This is a genomic window from Pseudomonas sp. 18173 (assembly GCF_050432945.1).
Taxonomy (GTDB): Bacteria; Pseudomonadota; Gammaproteobacteria; order Pseudomonadales; family Pseudomonadaceae; genus Aquipseudomonas.
In genome coordinates, this window is sequence record NZ_JBKFTN010000039.1 from 12,020 (window position 1) to 30,385 (window position 18,366).

The 18,366-nt window shown below is 62.2% G+C and carries 15 protein-coding genes; 4 read left to right on the forward strand and 11 right to left on the reverse strand.

The features are described from left to right. Positions 1–15: 15 nt before the first annotated feature. Positions 16–2,199 (forward strand): ornithine decarboxylase SpeF, encoded by a 2,184-nt coding sequence (gene speF / locus ACLD1X_RS27800; RefSeq protein WP_429373304.1) that lies wholly within the window; start codon positions 16–18, stop codon positions 2,197–2,199. A 49-nt stretch (positions 2,200–2,248) separates the two neighbouring features. Here the strand turns inward: speF and ppk2 are convergent, their stop codons facing one another. Together ppk2 and ACLD1X_RS27810 are read right to left on the reverse strand one after the other, a co-directional pair. Next, entirely contained in the window at positions 2,249–3,067 is an 819-nt protein-coding gene (ppk2, locus tag ACLD1X_RS27805) for a polyphosphate kinase 2 (protein ID WP_429373306.1), read from the reverse strand. Positions 3,068–3,125: 58 nt separating this feature from the next. Continuing rightward, positions 3,126–4,847 carry a SulP family inorganic anion transporter gene (locus tag ACLD1X_RS27810; protein WP_429373308.1) on the reverse strand — a complete coding sequence of 574 codons (1,722 nt, stop codon included), beginning with the start codon at positions 4,845–4,847 and terminating at the stop codon, positions 3,126–3,128. Positions 4,848–5,167: 320 nt separating this feature from the next. Here ACLD1X_RS27810 and ACLD1X_RS27815 point away from each other — a divergent pair, with 320 nt between their 5' ends. Both ACLD1X_RS27815 and ACLD1X_RS27820 read left to right on the forward strand, forming a co-directional pair. Further along, positions 5,168–5,620 (forward strand): hypothetical protein, encoded by a 453-nt coding sequence (locus ACLD1X_RS27815; RefSeq protein ID WP_429373310.1) that lies wholly within the window; start codon positions 5,168–5,170, stop codon positions 5,618–5,620. Between the two features lie 258 nt (positions 5,621–5,878). Next, positions 5,879–6,826, forward strand: coding sequence for a helix-turn-helix transcriptional regulator (locus ACLD1X_RS27820; RefSeq protein ID WP_429373312.1), 948 nt, complete (start codon positions 5,879–5,881; stop codon positions 6,824–6,826). Between the two features lie 488 nt (positions 6,827–7,314). Here ACLD1X_RS27820 and ACLD1X_RS27825 read toward each other — a convergent pair whose 3' ends face one another. The 3 genes from ACLD1X_RS27825 to ACLD1X_RS27835 all read right to left on the reverse strand — a co-directional run bounded on the left by ACLD1X_RS27825 (position 7,315) and on the right by ACLD1X_RS27835 (position 10,561). Further along, positions 7,315–9,234 (reverse strand): tyrosine-protein phosphatase, encoded by a 1,920-nt coding sequence (locus tag ACLD1X_RS27825; RefSeq protein WP_429373314.1) that lies wholly within the window; start codon positions 9,232–9,234, stop codon positions 7,315–7,317. A gap of 270 nt (positions 9,235–9,504) precedes the next feature. Then, on the reverse strand, positions 9,505–9,993 hold the full coding sequence (locus ACLD1X_RS27830; RefSeq protein WP_429373316.1) for a hypothetical protein: 489 nt from the start codon (positions 9,991–9,993) through the stop codon (positions 9,505–9,507). A 121-nt stretch (positions 9,994–10,114) separates the two neighbouring features. Further along, positions 10,115–10,561, reverse strand: a complete 447-nt coding sequence (locus tag ACLD1X_RS27835; RefSeq protein WP_429373318.1) for an anti-virulence regulator CigR family protein — start codon at positions 10,559–10,561, stop codon at positions 10,115–10,117. Between the two features lie 182 nt (positions 10,562–10,743). Here ACLD1X_RS27835 and ACLD1X_RS27840 point away from each other — a divergent pair, with 182 nt between their 5' ends. Further along, on the forward strand, positions 10,744–11,652 hold the full coding sequence (locus tag ACLD1X_RS27840; RefSeq protein ID WP_429373320.1) for an alpha/beta fold hydrolase: 909 nt from the start codon (positions 10,744–10,746) through the stop codon (positions 11,650–11,652). A gap of 55 nt (positions 11,653–11,707) precedes the next feature. On the opposite strand, the gene ACLD1X_RS27845 is transcribed toward ACLD1X_RS27840, so the two are convergent. The 6 genes from ACLD1X_RS27845 to tssA are packed head-to-tail and all read right to left on the reverse strand — an operon-like array spanning position 11,708 to position 18,285. After that, the gene (locus tag ACLD1X_RS27845; RefSeq protein ID WP_429373322.1) at positions 11,708–12,862 is read right to left on the reverse strand and encodes an OmpA family protein; all 1,155 of its coding nucleotides are present in this window, start codon (positions 12,860–12,862) and stop codon (positions 11,708–11,710) included. A 27-nt stretch (positions 12,863–12,889) separates the two neighbouring features. After that, a complete protein-coding gene (tssE, locus tag ACLD1X_RS27850; protein ID WP_429373324.1) occupies positions 12,890–13,324 on the reverse strand; it encodes a type VI secretion system baseplate subunit TssE in 435 nt (144 codons plus the stop codon). A gap of 3 nt (positions 13,325–13,327) precedes the next feature. Then, entirely contained in the window at positions 13,328–13,864 is a 537-nt protein-coding gene (gene tssJ, locus ACLD1X_RS27855; protein WP_429373326.1) for a type VI secretion system lipoprotein TssJ, read from the reverse strand. Further along, the gene (tssG, locus tag ACLD1X_RS27860; RefSeq protein WP_429373328.1) at positions 13,845–14,942 is read right to left on the reverse strand and encodes a type VI secretion system baseplate subunit TssG; all 1,098 of its coding nucleotides are present in this window, start codon (positions 14,940–14,942) and stop codon (positions 13,845–13,847) included. The genes tssJ and tssG overlap by 20 nt, the downstream gene beginning before the upstream one ends. Next, positions 14,906–16,675, reverse strand: coding sequence for a type VI secretion system baseplate subunit TssF (gene tssF, locus ACLD1X_RS27865; RefSeq protein ID WP_429373330.1), 1,770 nt, complete (start codon positions 16,673–16,675; stop codon positions 14,906–14,908). Before tssF ends, tssG begins: the two co-directional genes overlap by 37 nt. Before the next feature lie 23 nt (positions 16,676–16,698). Beyond that, complete coding sequence (tssA, locus tag ACLD1X_RS27870) at positions 16,699–18,285, reverse strand: type VI secretion system protein TssA (protein ID WP_429373332.1); 1,587 nt, start codon at positions 18,283–18,285, stop codon at positions 16,699–16,701. Positions 18,286–18,366: the final 81 nt, after the last annotated feature.

The window sequence follows — 18,366 nt, forward strand, 5'->3', positions numbered from 1 at the left end:
CAGGAGACACCACCCATGAAAGCTCTGAAAATCGCTGCCAGCGATGGCACACCCGAATGCTTCCTGAACGCCCGGGAGGTGGTCCCGCTCAGCCAGACCGATTTCACCGACGTCGCCGTGGCCGTGGTGTCGGTCGATGATGTGTTGGCTGGAGCGTTGGACGTCATTCAGCGCACCGGTTTTGATGTGCCGATTTTCCTGGTGCCCTCCCCTGGCACCAGCACCCGCCCCCGAGAAGTCTACAAATACCTCAATGACGTGCTGCTGCAAGTGAACGGCATCTTCGACCTGTCACCCAGCAACGTCGAATACCATGGCAACCAACTGGAGACAGCGGCCAAAGCCTATGAAGAAAGCCTGCTGCCGCCCTTCTTCGATTCGCTCAAACGCTACACCGAGGCGGCCAACGCGACCTTTGCCTGCCCCGGTCACCAGGGCGGCCAGTTCTTTCGCAAGCACCCGGCCGGGCGACAATTCTTCGACTTCTTCGGCGAGACACTGTTTCGCGCCGACATGTGCAACGCCGACGTCAAGCTCGGTGACCTGCTGATCCACGAAGGCCCGGCGCTGCTGGCGCAGAAACACGCAGCCCAGGTGTTCAACGCCGACAAGACCTATTTCGTGCTCAACGGCACCTCGGCCTCGAACAAGGTGGTGACCAACGCCCTGCTGACCCCGGGCGACCTGGTGCTGTTCGACCGCAACAACCACAAGTCCAACCACCAGGGCGCGCTGTTGCAGGCCGGCGCCACGCCGGTCTATCTGGAAACCGCACGCAACCCCTACGGCTTCATCGGCGGGATCGACGCCCACTGTTTCGAAGAAGACTACCTGCGCGAACTGATTGCCGAAGTCGCCCCGGACAAGGCCCAGCTGCCACGGCCATTCCGCCTGGCGATCATTCAACTGGGCACCTATGACGGCACCGTCTACAACGCCCGGCAAGTGGTCGACCGCATCGGCAAGCTGTGTGACTACATCCTGTTCGACTCGGCATGGGTCGGTTACGAGCAGTTCATCCCGATGATGAAAGACTGCTCGCCACTGCTGCTCGACCTGAACGAGAACGACCCGGGCATCTTCGTCACGCAATCGGTGCACAAACAGCAGGCCGGTTTCTCCCAGGCCTCACAGGTGCACAAGAAAGACCGGCACATCAAGGGCCAGGCCCGCTACTGCAACCATCACCGGCTCAACAACGCCTTCATGTCCCAGGCGTCCACCAGCCCGTTCTACCCGCTGTTCGCCTCGCTGGATGTCAACGCACGCATTCACTCGGGCCGCAGCGGCCTGCGCCTGTGGGAGGACTGTGTGAAGTTCGGCATCGAAGCGCGCAAGCTGATTATCGAAGCCTGCACCATGATCCGGCCGTTCGTGCCGTCCACCATCGAAGGGCGCGCGTGGGAAGACTACCCGACGGACGAGATCGCCAATGACATCCGCTTCTTCGAGTTTCATCCGAAGGACCGCTGGCACGCTTTTGGTGGCTACGCCGAGAAGCAGTACTTCATCGACCCGTGCAAACTGCTGTTCACCACCCCGGGCATCGACCCGGTGGACGGCAGCTACACCGAGTTCGGCATTCACGCCGGCATCCTCGCCAACTTCCTGCGGGAAAACGGCATCGTCCCGGAAAAATGCGACCTGAACTCGATCCTGTTCCTGCTCACCCCGGCTGAAGACTGGGCGAAGATGACCCACCTGGCCGCGCAAATCGCCCGTTTCGAACGTTTCATCAGCGATGACGCACCGATGAGCCGGGTGCTGCCGGCCATCTACGCGCAGCATCAGGAGCGCTACCGCAACTACACCATCCGCCAGCTCTGCCAGGAAATGCACGACCTGTATCGCAGCCACAATGTGCAGCAGTTGCAGAAGAACATGTTCCGCAAGGAACACTTCCCGAAAAAGGCCATGAACCCGCAGCAAGCGCAGATCGAATACATCCGTGGCAACGTCGAACTGGTGGCGCTGGCGGATGCCGACGGGCGTATCGCCGCCGAAGGTGCACTGCCCTATCCGCCGGGTGTGCTCTGCGTGGTACCCGGGGAGATCTGGGGAGGCGCGGTGTTGAAATACTTCCTGGCCCTGGAAGAAGGCATCAACCGCTTGCCCGGCTTCACACCGGAGCTACAGGGCGTCTACCTGAAACATGAAGGCGGTCGTACCCGGGCGTACGGGTACGTGATCAAGGCCTGACGGCATGCAGCAGGAGCCGGCCCGGGCCGGCTCCTGCGCAAAGCCTCGATCAGAATTTTTCCGCAATGTACTTGTACGGATAGACCGGCTCCCGATAGTTACCGGGGGCTTGCCGCTTGGGCAATTTCACTTTTTCCCGCGGCACTTCCTCGTAAGGAATGCTGCCCAGCACATCGCTGATGATGTTCAACCGCGCCCGCCGCTTGTCGTTGGAGTTGGCGACCCGCCAAGGGGCGAACTTGGTGTCGGTGTACTTGAACATGTCGTCCCGGGCACGGGAGTAGTCGTACCAGCGGTTATAGGACTTGAGGTCCATCGGCGACAGCTTCCAGATCTTGCGCCCGTCGGTGATACGCGCCGTGAGGCGTCGGGTCTGTTCCTCCTGGCTCACTTCAAGCCAGTATTTGATCAGGATGATTCCGGATTCGACCAGCGCCTGCTCGACTCGCGGCGCCACGGTGAGGAACGTGCGCACCTGCTCTTCGCTGCAAAAACCCATGACCCGCTCTACACCGGCGCGGTTGTACCAGCTGCGATCGAAGATCACCACTTCACCGGCGGCCGGCAGGTGCGGCAGATAACGTTGCAAGTACATCTGGCTTTTTTCCCGGTCGGTCGGGGCCGGCAACGCTATCACCCGGAACACCCTCGGACTGACCCGTTCGGTCAGCGCCTTGATGGTCCCGCCCTTGCCGGCGCCATCACGGCCCTCGAAGATGATGCAGATCTTGGCGCCCGTGTGCTGCACCCATTCCTGCAGCTTGACCAGCTCGACATGCAGCCGCTCCAGTTCTTCGAGATAAACCTTGTTCTTGAGCTTTTCTCCTTCGGCCGGTTTGCTTTTCGGTGCCGCCTTCTTCTTTGCCATGTCCGTTACCTCGTCAAATGCGTTACAAAGCGTCCGGAGTGCCCCCGGCCGCGTTCATTCAGCGTCGAGTGCGCTGGTAATGTTCAACCGCCTGCTCCAGGTTCAGGAACATGCGGGCCTCGCCCAGCGTATGGCCCAAGGGCGCCTTGACGACCATGTCCCATACGCCCGGGCTCATGCCCACCAGCCACAATGAAATGCCTTTTTCCTGCATTCGCTGTTCCGCCCCGGTGAGCATTTTCAGCGCCGTGTATTCCAGGTCGAACACGCTGCGCAGGTCCAGAACCACTACGGCGGGCCTTGCTTCTTCGATCAGCGGGTGCATCTTCATGCCGATGCGCTGGGCGTTGGCGAAAAAGATCCGGCCTTCGGGTCGAAGCAACAGCAGCCCGTCAAAGTGTTCGTCATCAAGGTGCTCGGCGGACTGCGGCCGGTACACATTGGTGCCACGCTTGCGCCCGAGGATGTGCACGGGCGGGTCCGAGACTTGATAGGCCAGCGCCAGCAACGAAACGACAATCGCCACGACGATCCCTTGCAGCGTGCCCAGCAGCATCACGCCGATCATGGCCACCACGGCCCAGGCAAATTCGGTACGGCGAACCGACAGGATTTCGCGAAATTCCGCCGGCTCGATCAGGCCCACCGAATACACGATCACCACAGCGGCGAGCGTGGCGTTAGGCATCAGGCCAATCAGCGGTGCCAGCAGCAGGCACGTGCCCAATGCCAGTGCAGCGGTGACCAGTGCAGCCAGTTGCGAACGGGCGCCGGCCAGGCGGTTCACCGCCGTTTGGGTCGTCCCGCCACCCGCGACCATGGCCCCGAGAAACGCACCGCCGATGTTGGCAACGCCGGTGGCCAGCAGCTCCCGGTTCGGTTGTGGCGCGGGTTCGTCACTGCGGGCGAACGCACGCCCTGCCGCGATGGTTTCGGTGAAACTCATCAGCGCGATGCCCATCGCCGAAGGCCAGAGGGTTTCGGCCAGCGACCATATCGGCAGGGTTGGCGCGGGCAGGCCGATCGGCACCACGCCGACCGCGGACACGCCAAAGCGCTCCAGGCCAAACAGGCTCATGCCGATGATGCCAAGCGCCACCGCAATCAACGGTGCCGGCAGTCGCGGGGTAAAACGTTTCATGCCGACCAGCAGCAGTACCATGAACACGCCGACCGCCACGGTCGGCAGTGAGGCATGCCCGATGCTCTGCACCGTGGCCAGCAGATTGTGCAGGAAGCCACCTTTGTCGATGTGAGTCCCCAGCAGCTTGGGTAGCTGGTCGAGCACGATGACCACGCCGATGCCGGCCTTGAACCCCACCAGCACCGGTTCGGAAATGAAGTTGGCGACGAAGCCCAGGCGCAGCAACCCCGCGACGATCAGGATCGCGCCCACCATCAGGGCCAGCGTGGCGGAAGCCGCCAGCAAGGTCGCGGCATCGCCATCGGGGCTGATCTGGCCCAGCGCGGAACCGGCGAGAATGGCCAGGGTGGTTGTGGTGCTGACACTGAGCGGGCGCGAGGTACCGAGCACGGCATAGATCACCATCGGCACCAGCACCGTGTACAGCCCGACCTGCACCGGCAGGCCGGCAATCGTGGCGTACGCCAGCGCCTTGGGAATGACCACGGCCGCTGCCGTCAACCCGGCGACCACATCGCCCCGCAGCCAGTCGGGCCGATAGTTGCCGAGCCACTCCGGGACCAACAGGCTGCGCAAGGTACTCCGTTGTGGAGCGCCTGGACTGCGCTCCTGCAGATGGCTGCCTTGTTGATTCATGAGTCACTCCAGTCGCAATTCGTCCGGTGCGGATGATGAGTGGGCTCAACTGACCGCACAATCCTTTAACTGCACGCGTAACCACTGCAAACCTCATCGGCATCCAGACACGAATGCCAGCCGGCAAACCACGCAGGCTCGGCCAGTTACAAATGTAGACGGTTTGCGCGGCCACGCTGCTCCATGGCTGGCGAAGGGCACAGGCGCCCCACCATCACCGCTCAAAAATGGAAAGCCTTATCCGGACGAGGTCAGAGGGCGATAATTGAGCTATACCCGCTAATTCTCCCATTGCAGTTCTTCAACTCAGGAGTTTGGCAATGAAACTCAACATCTCAGTGGCAGCACTCATGGTCGCGGCAAGCCTTTTCGGCTGTGCCACGTCACCGAACCATGGCGTGAACGTCAACTTGGTTGCCACCCGGCAAAACGCCGGTCAGATCGGAAACGTCACGTTAACGGACTGGGACAACAAGACCGGGCTCAGTTTCTTCATCAGCGGCGCTCCATCCTACGTTTCCCTGCCCTTGCGCCTTTACTCGTTCATCAACAATGGCAGCTGCGAGCGACCCGGGTCTGTCGCCTATGCGATGAACAACACCGTAAACACCGAACGCCAACCCATACGTGGCTGGTCGTTTTCCAGGACGGCACCCGTCCCTTTGCAAACCCTGCTTGCCGGCAAATACTCGGTGGTCGTGCGAACGGCTGCGACCGATGGCAACTACGATATTTTTTGCGGGGATATCAAGTCTGCAGAGCCAGTGAAATAGCCACGACCACTCCAGGTCAGCCCACCTGCCGATACCGCTCGTGCCACCGGTTGTTCAGTGCGAGCGGCGACAGCGGCAAGAACCCTGGTCACGAACCTGTCATTACTCACTGATAACGTCTTGGCGCTTCCCCGAACCGCATCCGCTCGATCTCCGATCGCTCGTTCCCTGTACCAGGGCTTTGCCCTTCCGCTCAAGGTGACACTTCAGGTGTACTCAAGCACGACGCGCAAGCAAATCATCATCAGATCCAACGACATGAGTTGCGACGACTTTGGCGCGTTGTTCTCCAACCTGTTCGGCAATCTTTATTCCGACTCCCCACCGCCGCCGAAAAACATCATCATCGGCGGGGTCTACGGCAGGCACGAAGGTGTCAGTTTCCGTCGCATGCACTATCGCGGCGACTTCACGGTGGCTTTTCCTGCTCCGCTGGATGAAATCACCTTCGTCATTCCCACCGCCGGCAAGATCATCTTCAACCACGTTACCGAGTCGACCGGTTTTGCCCAGGTCGGGCTGGCCATCGACAAGGCCGAGGTGCGCTCGGCACGCTTCGTCGACAATCATGCGCAGCACGGGATCTCGATCAGCCGGGCGTTGATCACCGAACGACTGTCGATGCTGCTGGGCAAGCCGATCCTGCAAAAGGTCTGTTTCGAGCCTGTGGTGGATTTGAACGTACCCGCCTTGCAGGGCATCAAGGCCCTGGTGGACCTGGCCACGGGGACCGAGTTCGACCTGCTGATCAACACCGGTTCGCTGATGCCTTCGCGTCTGCGCGAAATGCTGGTCGATGCGGTGCTGGAAACCTGGCCGCACAACTTCACCGAAGCCCTTCAGCGCCCTTCCCCGTTGATCGCGCCACGCCATGTGAAGCTGGCCGTCGAGTACATTCAGGCGCATCCCGACCACCTGGCCAGCGGCACGGAACTGGCGCAACTGAGCAACGTCAGCCTGCGCGCCTTGCAGGAGGGTTTTCAGCGTTTCATGGGCACGTCGATCGTTGCCTATCAGCGCCAGGTACGCCTGGAACGCGCCTTCGCTGCACTGTCCCAGGGGGTGTCGCCTTCGGTGACTGATGTGGCCTTGCAACACGGTTTCAGCAATGTCGGGCGGTTTTGCCAGTATTTCCAGAGTGCCTACGGCATCAGTCCCGCCGATGTGAGGAAGGGCCTGCGAACGCGGGCAATGCCGGTCAATTGAGGGTTTGTGGGGGCGAGCAGGCTCGCTCCCACAGAAGAGCAAAGGCAGAGCAAAGGCAGAGCAAAGGCAGATCGGCGTACACCCACGCTTTTCACCACTCAACAGGCCGAACGTTAGCTCGCCTGCCGCTCTTGATCTTCATCCACCCGCCCCCTCGGCAGGCTGAGCGGAGGCGTTCATCCGGGGAATGGCGCGCAGCGCCGTTCAACGCAGTCAAACCCATTGCATGTAGGTCACACGAATCCGACTGGAGGACAATGCCCCCGGATGAATGCCGGAGCGAAGGAACCCCGAGCCTTGGCGAGGGGCCGGACGTTCGGGGCGAGCGTTTTTTTTTGCTTACTTTTTTTGAGGCGTTTGTCAAAAAAAGTAAGTCGCCGTAAGGGCGAAACCGCCAGTCGCCGTTACCCAAATAATGGATATGTACTCAGTCAGACCGCCATCATCGGAACGCCGCCCGGAGCAGACTCACTCCCACAAGCCCCCCGTCAGAACAGATAGCTCGCCTTCAGGCCACCATTGAAACCATGGCTGTCGCCACCACCACTGGCGCCAATTTCCGCACCCACGCTCCAAGCCCCCAGGTTGGCCATGACATTGACGCCACCGGTGAACTGGTCACGGTTGTCGAAAGCCGCTTGCTGTTCAATGTCCAGCCCCAGCAGGTGCCCTTCGCTGTCGGTTTCAGCGTCGCCCAGCACATGCTCGTAACCCACTTGCACACCCGGCACCACTTGCCAGGCGCCCAGGCTGACCGGCGCAAAGGATGCGTTGAGGTTGGCCACCGCACTTTTGCGGGTCTCGTGGATGCCATCGACGTCCAGAGCCAGCTCGCTGCCTTTTTCCTGGAAGCCCGACAGGTTGACGTGGCTGATCCGCACACCAAGGCTTGGCTCCAGGGTCACGCCGTTCACCGGAACACGGTAACCCAGTGCCAGGGTCGCGCCGGTGAGGTTGCCATGACTGTCGCCCTTGGCCGTGCCCAGTCCGCCGCCGAGTTCGCGCTTGCTCGAGTAATCCAGATAGCCGGCGCTGGCATCGGCATCCACGAACAGGCCACGCTCCAGGCCATTGGGTGCGAAGCGTGCACCGACACTGAAGAACGTCAGGTCGGTATCGGCCTCGCCACCGGCGCCACCGACATTGCCGTTGCTGTAGCCGAAACCGGCATGGGCGCTGAGTTGTTCGGAAAAGCGCTGGGTCAGGCCAATCATCATGCCCTGGCTATGCTCGTTGCTGCTGGAGGCCTGGGATGAGCCGTCGGTGCCCAGGTACCCCGCCAACGCGGTGCTCCACAAACGGTATTGCCCGGCCTTGAGGTCGATGCCGCTGGTGAACGGTGCAGCAGCCTGTTCGAGCATCGCGCCCTGGCGCAACAGATAGCTGGCAGCGTCGGCGTGCACCTGACCGCCGACGGTGGACTCGACGCCTCCGAGGCTGCGCGCGTCGATGGCCGATTGCAGGTAATAGTTGTAGGCGCTGTAGGTGCCCGACAGGTTGCTGTTCTGCAGTTGTTGCAACAACTGCGCGCCAGCCGCGGCGTTGCCGGCCAGGTCCGCCGCGCCCGGCAGGCTGTTGTAGAACACCATCTTGCCGCGCAGCACGTAGATGGTTTCCTGGGACAGGCCGAGGCCTTGCTTGAGGTAGTTATCCATCGTGCCGTACTGCGCGGTCACCTGGTCCAGGCCGGCTTGCAGGTAACTGGCCTCCACACCGATCAGCGGTGCATAGATGGTCGCCATGGCCGGTGGCATCGCCGCCAGGGTCGCCTTGATACGCGCGGCCGTGTAGTCATTGGTCGCCAGGTAGTTGCTCATGATGGTGGCATCGTCGACCCCGGCGATGCTTTGCAGCACAGCGGCAGTCCAGCCCGTACGGTCCTTGCCGGCAGTGCAATGGAACAGTGCGGCGCCGTCGACCGCGGCCAGCTCATTGAACAGCTGGTTGAACTCGCTGCGCATCCCCGCGTTCCTGACGAAATCACGGTTGGTGTCCTGCATCATGGCGGTGGCTTCAGCAGCGCTGTGGAACGCGACATTAGTGACGTTCGCGCCAGACGTGGAGCCGCCGATGATGTCGATGTTGGTGTACGTTGCGCCGGTGAGCATCCTGTCGGGCGTGGCGGCGATCTCGGTGGGCGTGCGCAGGTCGTAGACCGCCTTGATGCCCAGGCCGTTCAGGGTCGCCAGATCCGCCGCCGACGGGGTCAGCGCGTTGGAGCGGTAAAACACCCCGCCACGCATGGTGCCGTCGTTGGCCGTGGTATAGGCGGTGGCAAGCCCGGCGACATCGCGAAAATTGTCGATGCTCTTCAGGCGTGGCGTGTTGAGGGGGACCGTCTCGGCAGCCTGGGCGGCAGCGATGGACAGGCTCAGAACAGACAGCGAACACACAAGTCGTTGGAACACAGGGCAGCCTCATTGAAATCGCATTGGGCTGACTAATATCTACATTGGAATGGCGCTGAACATGACAATTCGCCTGCAGACGCAAATCACTGCGCGATATGTCCGGGTGGCTCGTTTTCTGTCCATGCAACGCCTGTTGTGCAGCCGAACCGGGGGCTGAAAATGAATGATGCGCCGGCGCAATGGCCGAGAATCAAATGGCCGATACGAAAAACCCGCCTCTCGGCGGGTTCTTTGATTTTTCCAAAACTGATTTCTACAACCGCGAACTCAATGGGTTTTTTTCGAGGTCGACAGTCCGGCTTTACTCAAGCCTTTAGTGCTGTGATCGCCTGGTTTCGAAGCCGAAATGGCCCTGGACTTGGCAAGACCGCGAGTATCCTTGGAATGGGCGATGGCTGAGGTCGTGGTGCCACGCCCGTTATCGTCATTGCGCTCACTGCCGAAATGGTTTCCGCTGATGCCATGGTCGCGCACCGATTTGCCGGCATGGTCGCTGTCCAGCCCGTTGCCGCGGCCGTTACTGCCGGAGTGGCCTGTACCGGCGTGTCCGCCACCCATACCACCGCCATGGCCTGCGCCGTTTCCGCCGCCATTTCCGCCACCGTTCCCACCGCCGTTTCCGCCACCACCGTGACCACCACCTTCCTTCGCGTAGGCGGAACCCATGATCGACAGGCCGTCAGGGAGTAACGGGGCCGCCGCAAGCATCATGGCGCATGACATTACAGCAACGAGACTCTTGTTTTTAAAAAGCATGATCGCTTCCGTAGGAGGTTGATATCGCGTGGCTTATGACGCGATATCCCTCACACAGTTCAAGCCGTCACGACAGACGGCAGAAGCACCTTGAATCAGCAGCAGGACGACCTTCCACAGGTCAATCGAACGCACCGTCGAGAATCTCATAGATGACCCCGGTGGCCAGCGCGACCAGGATCAAATCCGTACCGACTTGCTGCCACTCGTAGCCGTCATAGTGGGGCAGCCTGCCGACCAGTCGGCCATCGAGTTTTTTCGCAATGCCCGGTGGCAGTGGTTTGCCTCGGGCAAGGTTCTTTTGAATACCCGGTGGCAAAGCCGGGCCGGGGCTCCAGTAGCCCGTATTCCCGCCAATGATCTCGAGCACGTTGCCTCGATTGATGCTCGGGCCATTGCTCCAGTCCCCGCCACCGGAATTCTTGTTCTTGTTGCCATGACTGCCCTGATTGCCATGACTTGCCTTGCCGTTGCCCTGGCCGTTACCGGGATCGGCCAGGGCCGTCAGCGGGCCACTGACCAGAGTCAGACAGGTAAGCGCTGCAATCAATGATCGAGACCTGGACATGAGTCGCTCCTTCGTGGCGGGAATATTCCCTGAAATTTAGACGCTGTTGACGAAGTTGGTTCCATCGAGGCACCAAGCCATAAACCGTCTACGCTCATCCGATCGAAGCCTTGCAGGTGATTGCCGAAGGATGGGGCATGTCGATTGTATGCATCTCACAGCGCCGCCCTGGAGACACCGCCATGATCCGCCCCCTGTTGACCGCCCTCACCCTGCTCGCCGCAAGCGTCGCGGCCCACGCCGATGTCACGCCGTTCCCGGCCTCGTTCCACACCCAGGACATCCCCGTCGATGGCGTCACGATGCACGTGCGCGTCGGCGGCAAGGGTCCGGCGGTGGTGCTGTTGCATGGCTTTGGCGACACCGGCGACATGTGGGCACCGCTGGCGGCCGATCTGGCTCGGGACCACACCGTGGTGGTGCCGGACCTGCGCGGCATGGGCCTGTCATCGATTCCGGCAGCGGGCTACGACAAGAAGACCCAGGCCGGCGACATCCGCGGCGTGCTGCATGCGCTGAAGATCGAGCACTCGGTGGTCGTCGGCCACGACATCGGCACCATGGTCGCCTTCGCCTATGCCTCGCGCTACCCGGAACACACCGATCGCCTGGTGGTGATGGACGCGCCGGTGCCGGGCATTCCACCCTGGAACGACATTGTCCGCTCACCGATGCTGTGGCACTTCGACTTCGGCGGGCCGGACATGGAACGCCTGGTCGCCGGGCGTGAACGCCTCTACCTCGACCGCTTCTGGAACGAATTCGCCGGCAACCCGGCCAAGGTCGACGAAGGCACCCGCCAGCACTACGCCAGACTCTACGCCCGCCCCGGCGCCATGCACGCCGCCTTCGCCCAGTTCCGCAGCATCCGCCAGGATGCCGTGGACAACGAAGCGTCGATGGTCAAAAAGCTGAGCATGCCGGTGCTGGCGGTCGGCGGTGAGAAATCCTTCGGGGCCAATGAAGCCATCGTCATGCGCAATGCAGCGGACAAGGTCACGGAGGTAGTGATTCCGGGAGCCGGGCATTGGCTGATGGAGGAAACGCCGACGCCGACAATTGCGGCGATTCGCGGGTTTATCGAGAAGTGACATCGCGACCTGCGAGCTATAGAGCCCGGCGCCCAAAAGCGGTACAGCCATCCCCTTAGCCGCTGGCGAAGGGCTGCCCGCAGGCGCCCGCCTGCGGCACCAACTGGATATCGACACGGCGGTTGGCCGCACGACCGGGCTCGGTGTCGTTGCTGGCAACCGGCTGGCGGGCAGCAAGTCCCTGGACGGCAAAGCAGCTGTCCGGCAGGTCGCCCATCTGTTGCATCCAGCCACGCACTGCAGTGGCGCGGGCCTGGGATAGCTGTCGATTGTGCTCAGGACTGCCGCTGGCATCGGTATGCCCGGTGATCACGATCAGCCAGCCTGGCTGGGCCTTGATGTCGGCCAGGGCGCTGATCAAGACCTTGGTCGAGTCGGGCTTGAGCTGCGCACTGCCCGCCTCGAACAGTGAAAGACTGTCCAGGCGCACTGGCTCACGGATGACTTGCCCCGGTTGGAACAGGCCTTGGAGACCGGGCTGGCCCTCACCATTCCCGGCCGAAACGCTCCACCAGACCCCGCTGGCCAATACCAGCGTGGCCGCCACTGCCCCCATCAGGAACGCGGTGCGACGGCTAGGGGTTTTCATCCTGGGCATAGGCAAAGGGGCCGCCGGCAAAATCACAACGGGCGTTACCAGTGCCCGTTCGGGGGCAGCCATTGCCAGCGGTACCGTGGTGCCCGGCAGCCGGCTTTGCTGCACGCGCAATATGTAACTCTGGAGTTGCTGGCGCAGGGTCTGCAAGGCGACCACGGGAACCGCTGCCTGAACATCCAGGCGTGATTGCAGATGCTCCATTTCAACCGCAAGGTGAGTGAGAGCCGTCAGGTTTCGCTCATGCACTTCCAGGCTGCGCAGCAACCATTGCATCTGAGCGAACAACCAGGCCAGGATCTCCAGGCGCGCTGATGACGCGGGCGGCCACACGCCGGGCCACTCACCGGCAAGTGCCTCGATCAGTGCAATCCCCTGGGCCATGCCGTCCAGTCCGCAGCGGTGACTGCGGGCCAGCGCGAAGGCGGCCGCCGTCTGTAGATCCGCTCCGTTGCGCTGGAACAGCACCAAGCACAACTGCTCCACCCTGGCCCAGTCCACATCGGGACAGGCCGGGTGACTCAGCTTTGCCAGTTCATCGCGCAGTGCCGCACACTCGGCAAACTCGCGCGGATCACCGCCCACACGAATTCGCATTTCAAATAACGCCGTCATCCGGCCTCCCTTCCCCAACAGATTCGATTACGACAGCCAGTTGCGCTGCTTGAAGTGACGCACCACGACTTTGCCCTGGCCGGCCAGGGTCGTGCCGAACGTCACCTGGCCACCGCCCTTGAGTTGCGCCTGCAGGGCATATTCCAGGTGTCCCGGTAGAACCTGTGGCAGCAGCTCGATGCTCACCGCCGCCAGACGTGGTTCGTACTTGATCAGGGTCTCTTGCAACGTCCTCATCAACCCCTGCGCCGAGGCGGGCAGCCCCTGCAGGATCACACCCATGTCCGGAAGCCCGTAATCGGGCAGATGAGCGAGAGTGCCGGCTCGGCTGTTGAGGATGCGCTGAACATTGTCCAGTACCGACAGGGTGTGCTGATCCTCTTCACTGACCTGGGACAGTTCCAGGTCACCGTCGAAGTTCTGCAGGAGCGTTTCATAGAGCGAAGGATTCAACTCGGGCATGAGTTACTCCTTGGCCAACGGTCGCAGGGTCAATCGGTTATCTCCCAACTCGATGACACGCGCCCGGTCCGGTTCCAGGTCATCGCGCGACAGTGTCAGGCGCCAGGTATTGCGCTCGGTGTCGGGCAGACGAAACAACGCGACCACCGAGATGAACCGTGCGTCCTTATCCATCGGTACATTCAGTTGCATCCCCTCCCCGGGCTTGACCACCACGGCCCGCGTGTCCAGCAGGTCGCTGGCCAGCACACTGTCGTCATCGCCCAGCAGGCTGTCGTAGGCGGCCTTCTGCACTTTCCTGTCATCGCGCAATTGGTACACCCGCACCAGCGTCGGCACCGACAAGCCATTCATGTCTGCCCCATCGGTATTCGTCGCCACCCGGGCATTCAAATCCAGATGCAGGGTTTTCACCTGCTTGTAAAACAGCGCCCGGCCGATGGACGCGGTGGAATCGCTCGCCGATTGGGTCAGACCGCAGCCGGCGAGCAGCGCGGCGAGTGCAACGATCATCAACGGGTTAATAGCGGTAGGCGACATGCTGTAGTTCCTTGGCGTCGGGATTGCTTTTCAGGCCTTGGTAGCAGCCCAGATTGATCGTGATGCTGTGGTCTTGCGCGTCCTGCCGGGTATCTCGGCCCAGGCTCAACATGCCGGTCATGCCGAGCAGTACCGGGGTGCCTCCCAGAATCGCTTGCGGCAGGCTGCGCACAGGCAGCGATAGCTGCAGTCGGGCGGTGCAACGCCAGCCCAGATAAACCCGCAGCAGTACCAGCAAATCGTTGTACAGCTGGCCATGGGGCAGCCAGCCACGCGCCTCGTCCTGATCCTCGGTGAACAGCGTCAGGTGCAATTGGCTGTTGGTGTCGTACCCGACAGCGCCGAGCGGCGTGCCCTGGGACAGGCTCACCGGGTGACGCGTGGACAGGCTTGCCGGCTGCGCCAGGGCAATCTTCTGCGGCCAGTGCGGGGTCACCTTCACTCGGGTATTGGGCGCCAGCAGCGTCACCAGCACGATGATGCCCTCGGCGTTGCGCGTGGGCAGGCGCATCGCGCCAAGCAGCGCCAGAAAACGCGAGACCGGTGTGGCGATCCGCTCGCGGGTACCGGGAATTCCCAGGCCGATCAAGCCCAGCAGGCATTGCGAGGTCGCATCGGTACCGCCCGCTTCGAAGGTGGCCGGGTACGAGTACTTGCGCCAGATGCGATAGAACTGGGTGAAGATTCGGTGATTGAAAATATCGAGGAACGCCTCCAGCGCCTGATGGCCCTCCCGACGCTGGGCGATGTCGTCCAGAAAAGTCGTCGGCATTGGCGAGTCCACGCCATACAGGCCGAGCAGGCGCGTGCGTACCGTGGCCGGGCGCCGAGGATGATTTTCATCGGTTTCGATCGCTTTCAGTTCTCCGGCAGGAAAGCCCATGCCCGGATCGGGTCGAAAGCGAACCGGGTCATCTGCCGGGTGCGTGGTGCTGCCCAGCGGCGGGTGGTTGGGCATCGCCTGTTCCAGCAATTGGCAGAAGCGATACAGACTGGCCTCGGCCACCTGCCCCTCCAGTGCCTGCAGCAATCCGCTGGCTTTCAGCCGGGAATACGCTGACTGTGGTTCTCGTTCCATCGCAGGCACTTTCCAGTAGGTTGAAGAATCAGCGTGAGCTGGTTGAACAGGTGTATGTCGGCGTACAAGCCGAAGAAGCGATGGAGCATCTCGCCGAACAGGCTGATGTCGCCTTCACCGCAAAAACCGTTGGCATCCAGGGTGACTTCGATGTCCACCCCACGCAGCAGAAAGCCTTTTTCGAAACGCTGCACCAGGTGGTGCCTGACCTCGACGATGGCCGCCAGGCGCCGACGGTTCAGTTCACTGCCGGTCCAGTCGTACAACGCCAGGGTGCCGCGCAGCACTTCGGCGTTGTCGAGCATTGGCAGGAAGTTCGAGCCCAGGTGGCTGAGTACTCGCCAGTGGAAACGGTCGCGGTTCGGCGGATAGCACGGCAAGGTCGGCGCACAGAGGTTGCGTACTCGCAGGCCGCCCTGTGTGGACTGCACCAGGGTGTCGAGCAAGGTGCTCTGCAACGCCTTGCGCGGCAGTTGGCCGTGGGTGCCGGTCAGGTGCAGGGACAGGCTTTTGTCGGTGCGCGCCAAGTCTTCGTCAAAGCCCTCACCGCCGAGTACCAGCCAGGTGTCGTGCAGACCATTTGCGCCCCGTTTCAGCCGGGTATGGAAGTAACGCTCCGGGGCTTCGTCGCGCAGCATCCCGCCCTTGTGGCGGAAACTGCTGAACGGCACATAGTCCTGTTGCTGGCCATTCTTCGACGAGGAGACCTGATCCACCGAATAAATTTCGGTATGACCGTCCTGCAAACGCATGGGGCGAAGCAGGTAATCGGTCTGCAACGGTTGCAGCGTCAGTGGGTCGGACTCCAGCGTGAACAGATTGATCACCGGCACCGCATGCAGGCGAATGTGCCCGGTGCTCAGGTTGAATGTCTGCGGCCACGGCTCGCGCAGCACCACGTCAAGTTCAAACCAGGCTGCATCTGGCGTGATGTTCAATTGCTCCAGCCCACACAGGGTTACGAACATGAACTTCTCGGGAAAGGTGAAATACTCCAGCAGCAACTGATAACCGCTGAAGGCGCTGTCGCCCTTGGGCCACAAACGATCCTCATCGGCGAACCCCTTGGGTGCGAAATGACCTTGCAGCGGGTGGCGGTCCACCTGGTCCGGCAGGCGCACGTACAAGGCTTGTGCATTGAGGGTCAGGGCCTGATGCAGTGCACTTGCCAGCGGTGCGTCGGCATTCAGGTACAGCGGCAGGCGACTCAGGTCGATCTCGCTCCACTTCGCCATCGCGCCGCGGGCGAAGCGCAGTCGCAACGTCGAGCGCCCGTCTGGCTCGTGGGCCAGTCGCACGGAATCCAGGGCAAGCGGCCGCAGGGTCAGGTCCTGAGTGGTGGTGTACCGGCAACGGGTCTGCTGCGAACCGATGGGCTGCGACAGTACTTCAAAGCCTGTGGCGATCAACTTGTTGCGTTTCATCTCCCTCATCTCCGGCGCCAGCTCGACAATCGATAGCGATGGAATAGTGCGCAGGTAATGCGGCCACAACAGGCTGACGAGGCCTTCGGTCAGCTCCGGCAGGTCATCGTCGAGCTTCTCGCGCAGGCGCCCCATCAGGAAGGCGAAGCCCTCGAACAGGCGCTCCACATAAGGATCGCGCGCGCCGGGCTTGTCCAGGTTCAAATGCGCAGCCCGGTCCGGAAAAGCCTCGGCAAATTCCTGGCCGGCTTCACGCAGGTAACGCATCTCGGCGTCGTAATAACGCAGTGTCAGATTGTCCATGCTCACAATAAAATCCTGATGAATGAGGGTTAGCCGCACAGCACCGCGGCGCGTACCGGATCGATGGCCACCAGCGCCGCCAGCAGTGCGTCCATGCGCTGGCCCAGGGCGGTTTTGTCGGCATCGTTGCGCTGGGCTTTCAGGCGCAGCAGCTTGAGCAGGCGGGCTTTCACCTCAAAGCACAGCACCGGTTCCCAATCCGCCAGAGCCTGGCGATGGGCAATGCCATCGAGCTCCCCCAGCAGATGCACAGCCAGATCACTCTTGCCAAACTGCTCGGCCACCCGCGCCATCAACAGGTGCAACAACCAGCGCTGGCGCCCGGTGTCTATGCCCGGACGCGCCGCCAGCCAGGCCAGTGCCTGCTCGATGCCGCCACTGTCGGCCTGTGCCAGGGCTTCGCTTTCCAGTGACAGGATCTCGGCGTCCACACTTGCCGGTGCGGCGGACGCTGCAGGCAGCCACTGCTGTGGACGATTGCCGCAGACATGTTGGGCGATCCATTCCCGGGTGGTCTCGTCGGCAAAGGGGGTGCCGTCGCTCCAGCAAAGCGTTTCCAGGCCCGGCAATCGGTCGAGGAACATCCCCAGGTCGCGCTTGGCGATGTCGGCCCAGCTGTCCTGGGGCGCGGGTTGTTTGCTCAACGCCTGGCAGGCGTACCACTGCAGATCCAGCCAGAAATGGTTGACGCCTTCGGCGTAGATTCGCTCGACCTGATCGAGCAGCTCGCTCCAGCTCTGTTGCAGATACAGGCGCTTGAGTTGCGCCCGGTAGTCGCCCCGGGGCGGCGTCAGGCGCGTCAGGCCATTGGCGTCCTGAGGTGGCGTTTGCTGCACCGTGTCCCAACGCAGGCTCTTCATCAGGCGATGGGCCGCCAGCCAGCCCTGGGGTTGTTCGCGCAGATACCCGGCGAGTGCCCGGCCACTGTCCAGCAGATCGCGACCGGATTTGATGGCCATCGCCGCGGCTGCGCCGGCCTGGGCATTGGCGTCATGGCTGGCACTGTTCTGCGGCACCAGTGCATCCACCCCGCCGGACTGCGCCAGCCGCGCGGACAATGCGCCATACAATGCGTCCAGCGCCGGACGCTGGCCCTGAGGCCACGCGTCCAGTCCGCGCTCGAGCCAGGCCAGCGCCGTCACCGTGCGCTCCGCTTCGTCCTTCACCACTTCCGGGTACAGCGACAGGCAGTCGAGCACCTTGGCGCTGGTCAACCACTCCAGGGCCATCTTGCGGCTATTGGGCCGCAAGGGCAGGACTTGTTCGGCGTAGCGTTCGATCAAGGCCGCCAGCAATTCCAGGCCATCGGCCAGACCGGCCTCGCCGTCCTTGTGCAAGCGCGCCCACAGGTAATAGGTGGCGACGCGCAGGTCCTTGCAGCGCTGGGTGAGCAGCTTCTGCGCCAGTTGCATCACCAGCTCGGCGTCCGCGCCGGACAGCTTGTTGACCTCCTCGCGCATGCATTGGAAGTCGTCGTCGTAGCCGGGGTCTTCGCCGACCGGAGATTCGTCGCTGATGGGCTGCAACCAGGCTTGCCAGCGTTCGGCGTGCAATTGGGTCAGCGACACGGCGTCACGTTCACCCAGGCAGCGGGCGATCAGGCTTCGCAGGCTCATTCGACACTCCCGTACTGCGCAACTGCCGCAGCGTTCTCACCGATAAAAATCTGCGTCGGCAACTTGAAGTCCCGCAGCTTG

Bases quoted from the DNA above. Each gene is read 5' to 3' on its own strand.
- speF (WP_429373304.1), top strand. From the start codon at position 16: ATGAAAGCTCTGAAAATCGCTGCCAGCGATGGCACACCCGAATGCTTC.
- ppk2 (WP_429373306.1), bottom strand. From the start codon at position 3,067: ATGGCAAAGAAGAAGGCGGCACCGAAAAGCAAACCGGCCGAAGGAGAA.
- ACLD1X_RS27810 (WP_429373308.1), bottom strand. From the start codon at position 4,847: ATGAATCAACAAGGCAGCCATCTGCAGGAGCGCAGTCCAGGCGCTCCA.
- ACLD1X_RS27815 (WP_429373310.1), top strand. From the start codon at position 5,168: ATGAAACTCAACATCTCAGTGGCAGCACTCATGGTCGCGGCAAGCCTT.
- ACLD1X_RS27820 (WP_429373312.1), top strand. From the start codon at position 5,879: ATGAGTTGCGACGACTTTGGCGCGTTGTTCTCCAACCTGTTCGGCAAT.
- ACLD1X_RS27830 (WP_429373316.1), bottom strand. From the start codon at position 9,993: ATGCTTTTTAAAAACAAGAGTCTCGTTGCTGTAATGTCATGCGCCATG.
- ACLD1X_RS27835 (WP_429373318.1), bottom strand. From the start codon at position 10,561: ATGTCCAGGTCTCGATCATTGATTGCAGCGCTTACCTGTCTGACTCTG.
- ACLD1X_RS27840 (WP_429373320.1), top strand. From the start codon at position 10,744: ATGATCCGCCCCCTGTTGACCGCCCTCACCCTGCTCGCCGCAAGCGTC.
- ACLD1X_RS27845 (WP_429373322.1), bottom strand. From the start codon at position 12,862: ATGACGGCGTTATTTGAAATGCGAATTCGTGTGGGCGGTGATCCGCGC.
- tssE (WP_429373324.1), bottom strand. From the start codon at position 13,324: ATGCCCGAGTTGAATCCTTCGCTCTATGAAACGCTCCTGCAGAACTTC.
- tssJ (WP_429373326.1), bottom strand. From the start codon at position 13,864: ATGTCGCCTACCGCTATTAACCCGTTGATGATCGTTGCACTCGCCGCG.
- tssG (WP_429373328.1), bottom strand. From the start codon at position 14,942: ATGGAACGAGAACCACAGTCAGCGTATTCCCGGCTGAAAGCCAGCGGA.
- tssA (WP_429373332.1), bottom strand. From the start codon at position 18,285: ATGAGCCTGCGAAGCCTGATCGCCCGCTGCCTGGGTGAACGTGACGCC.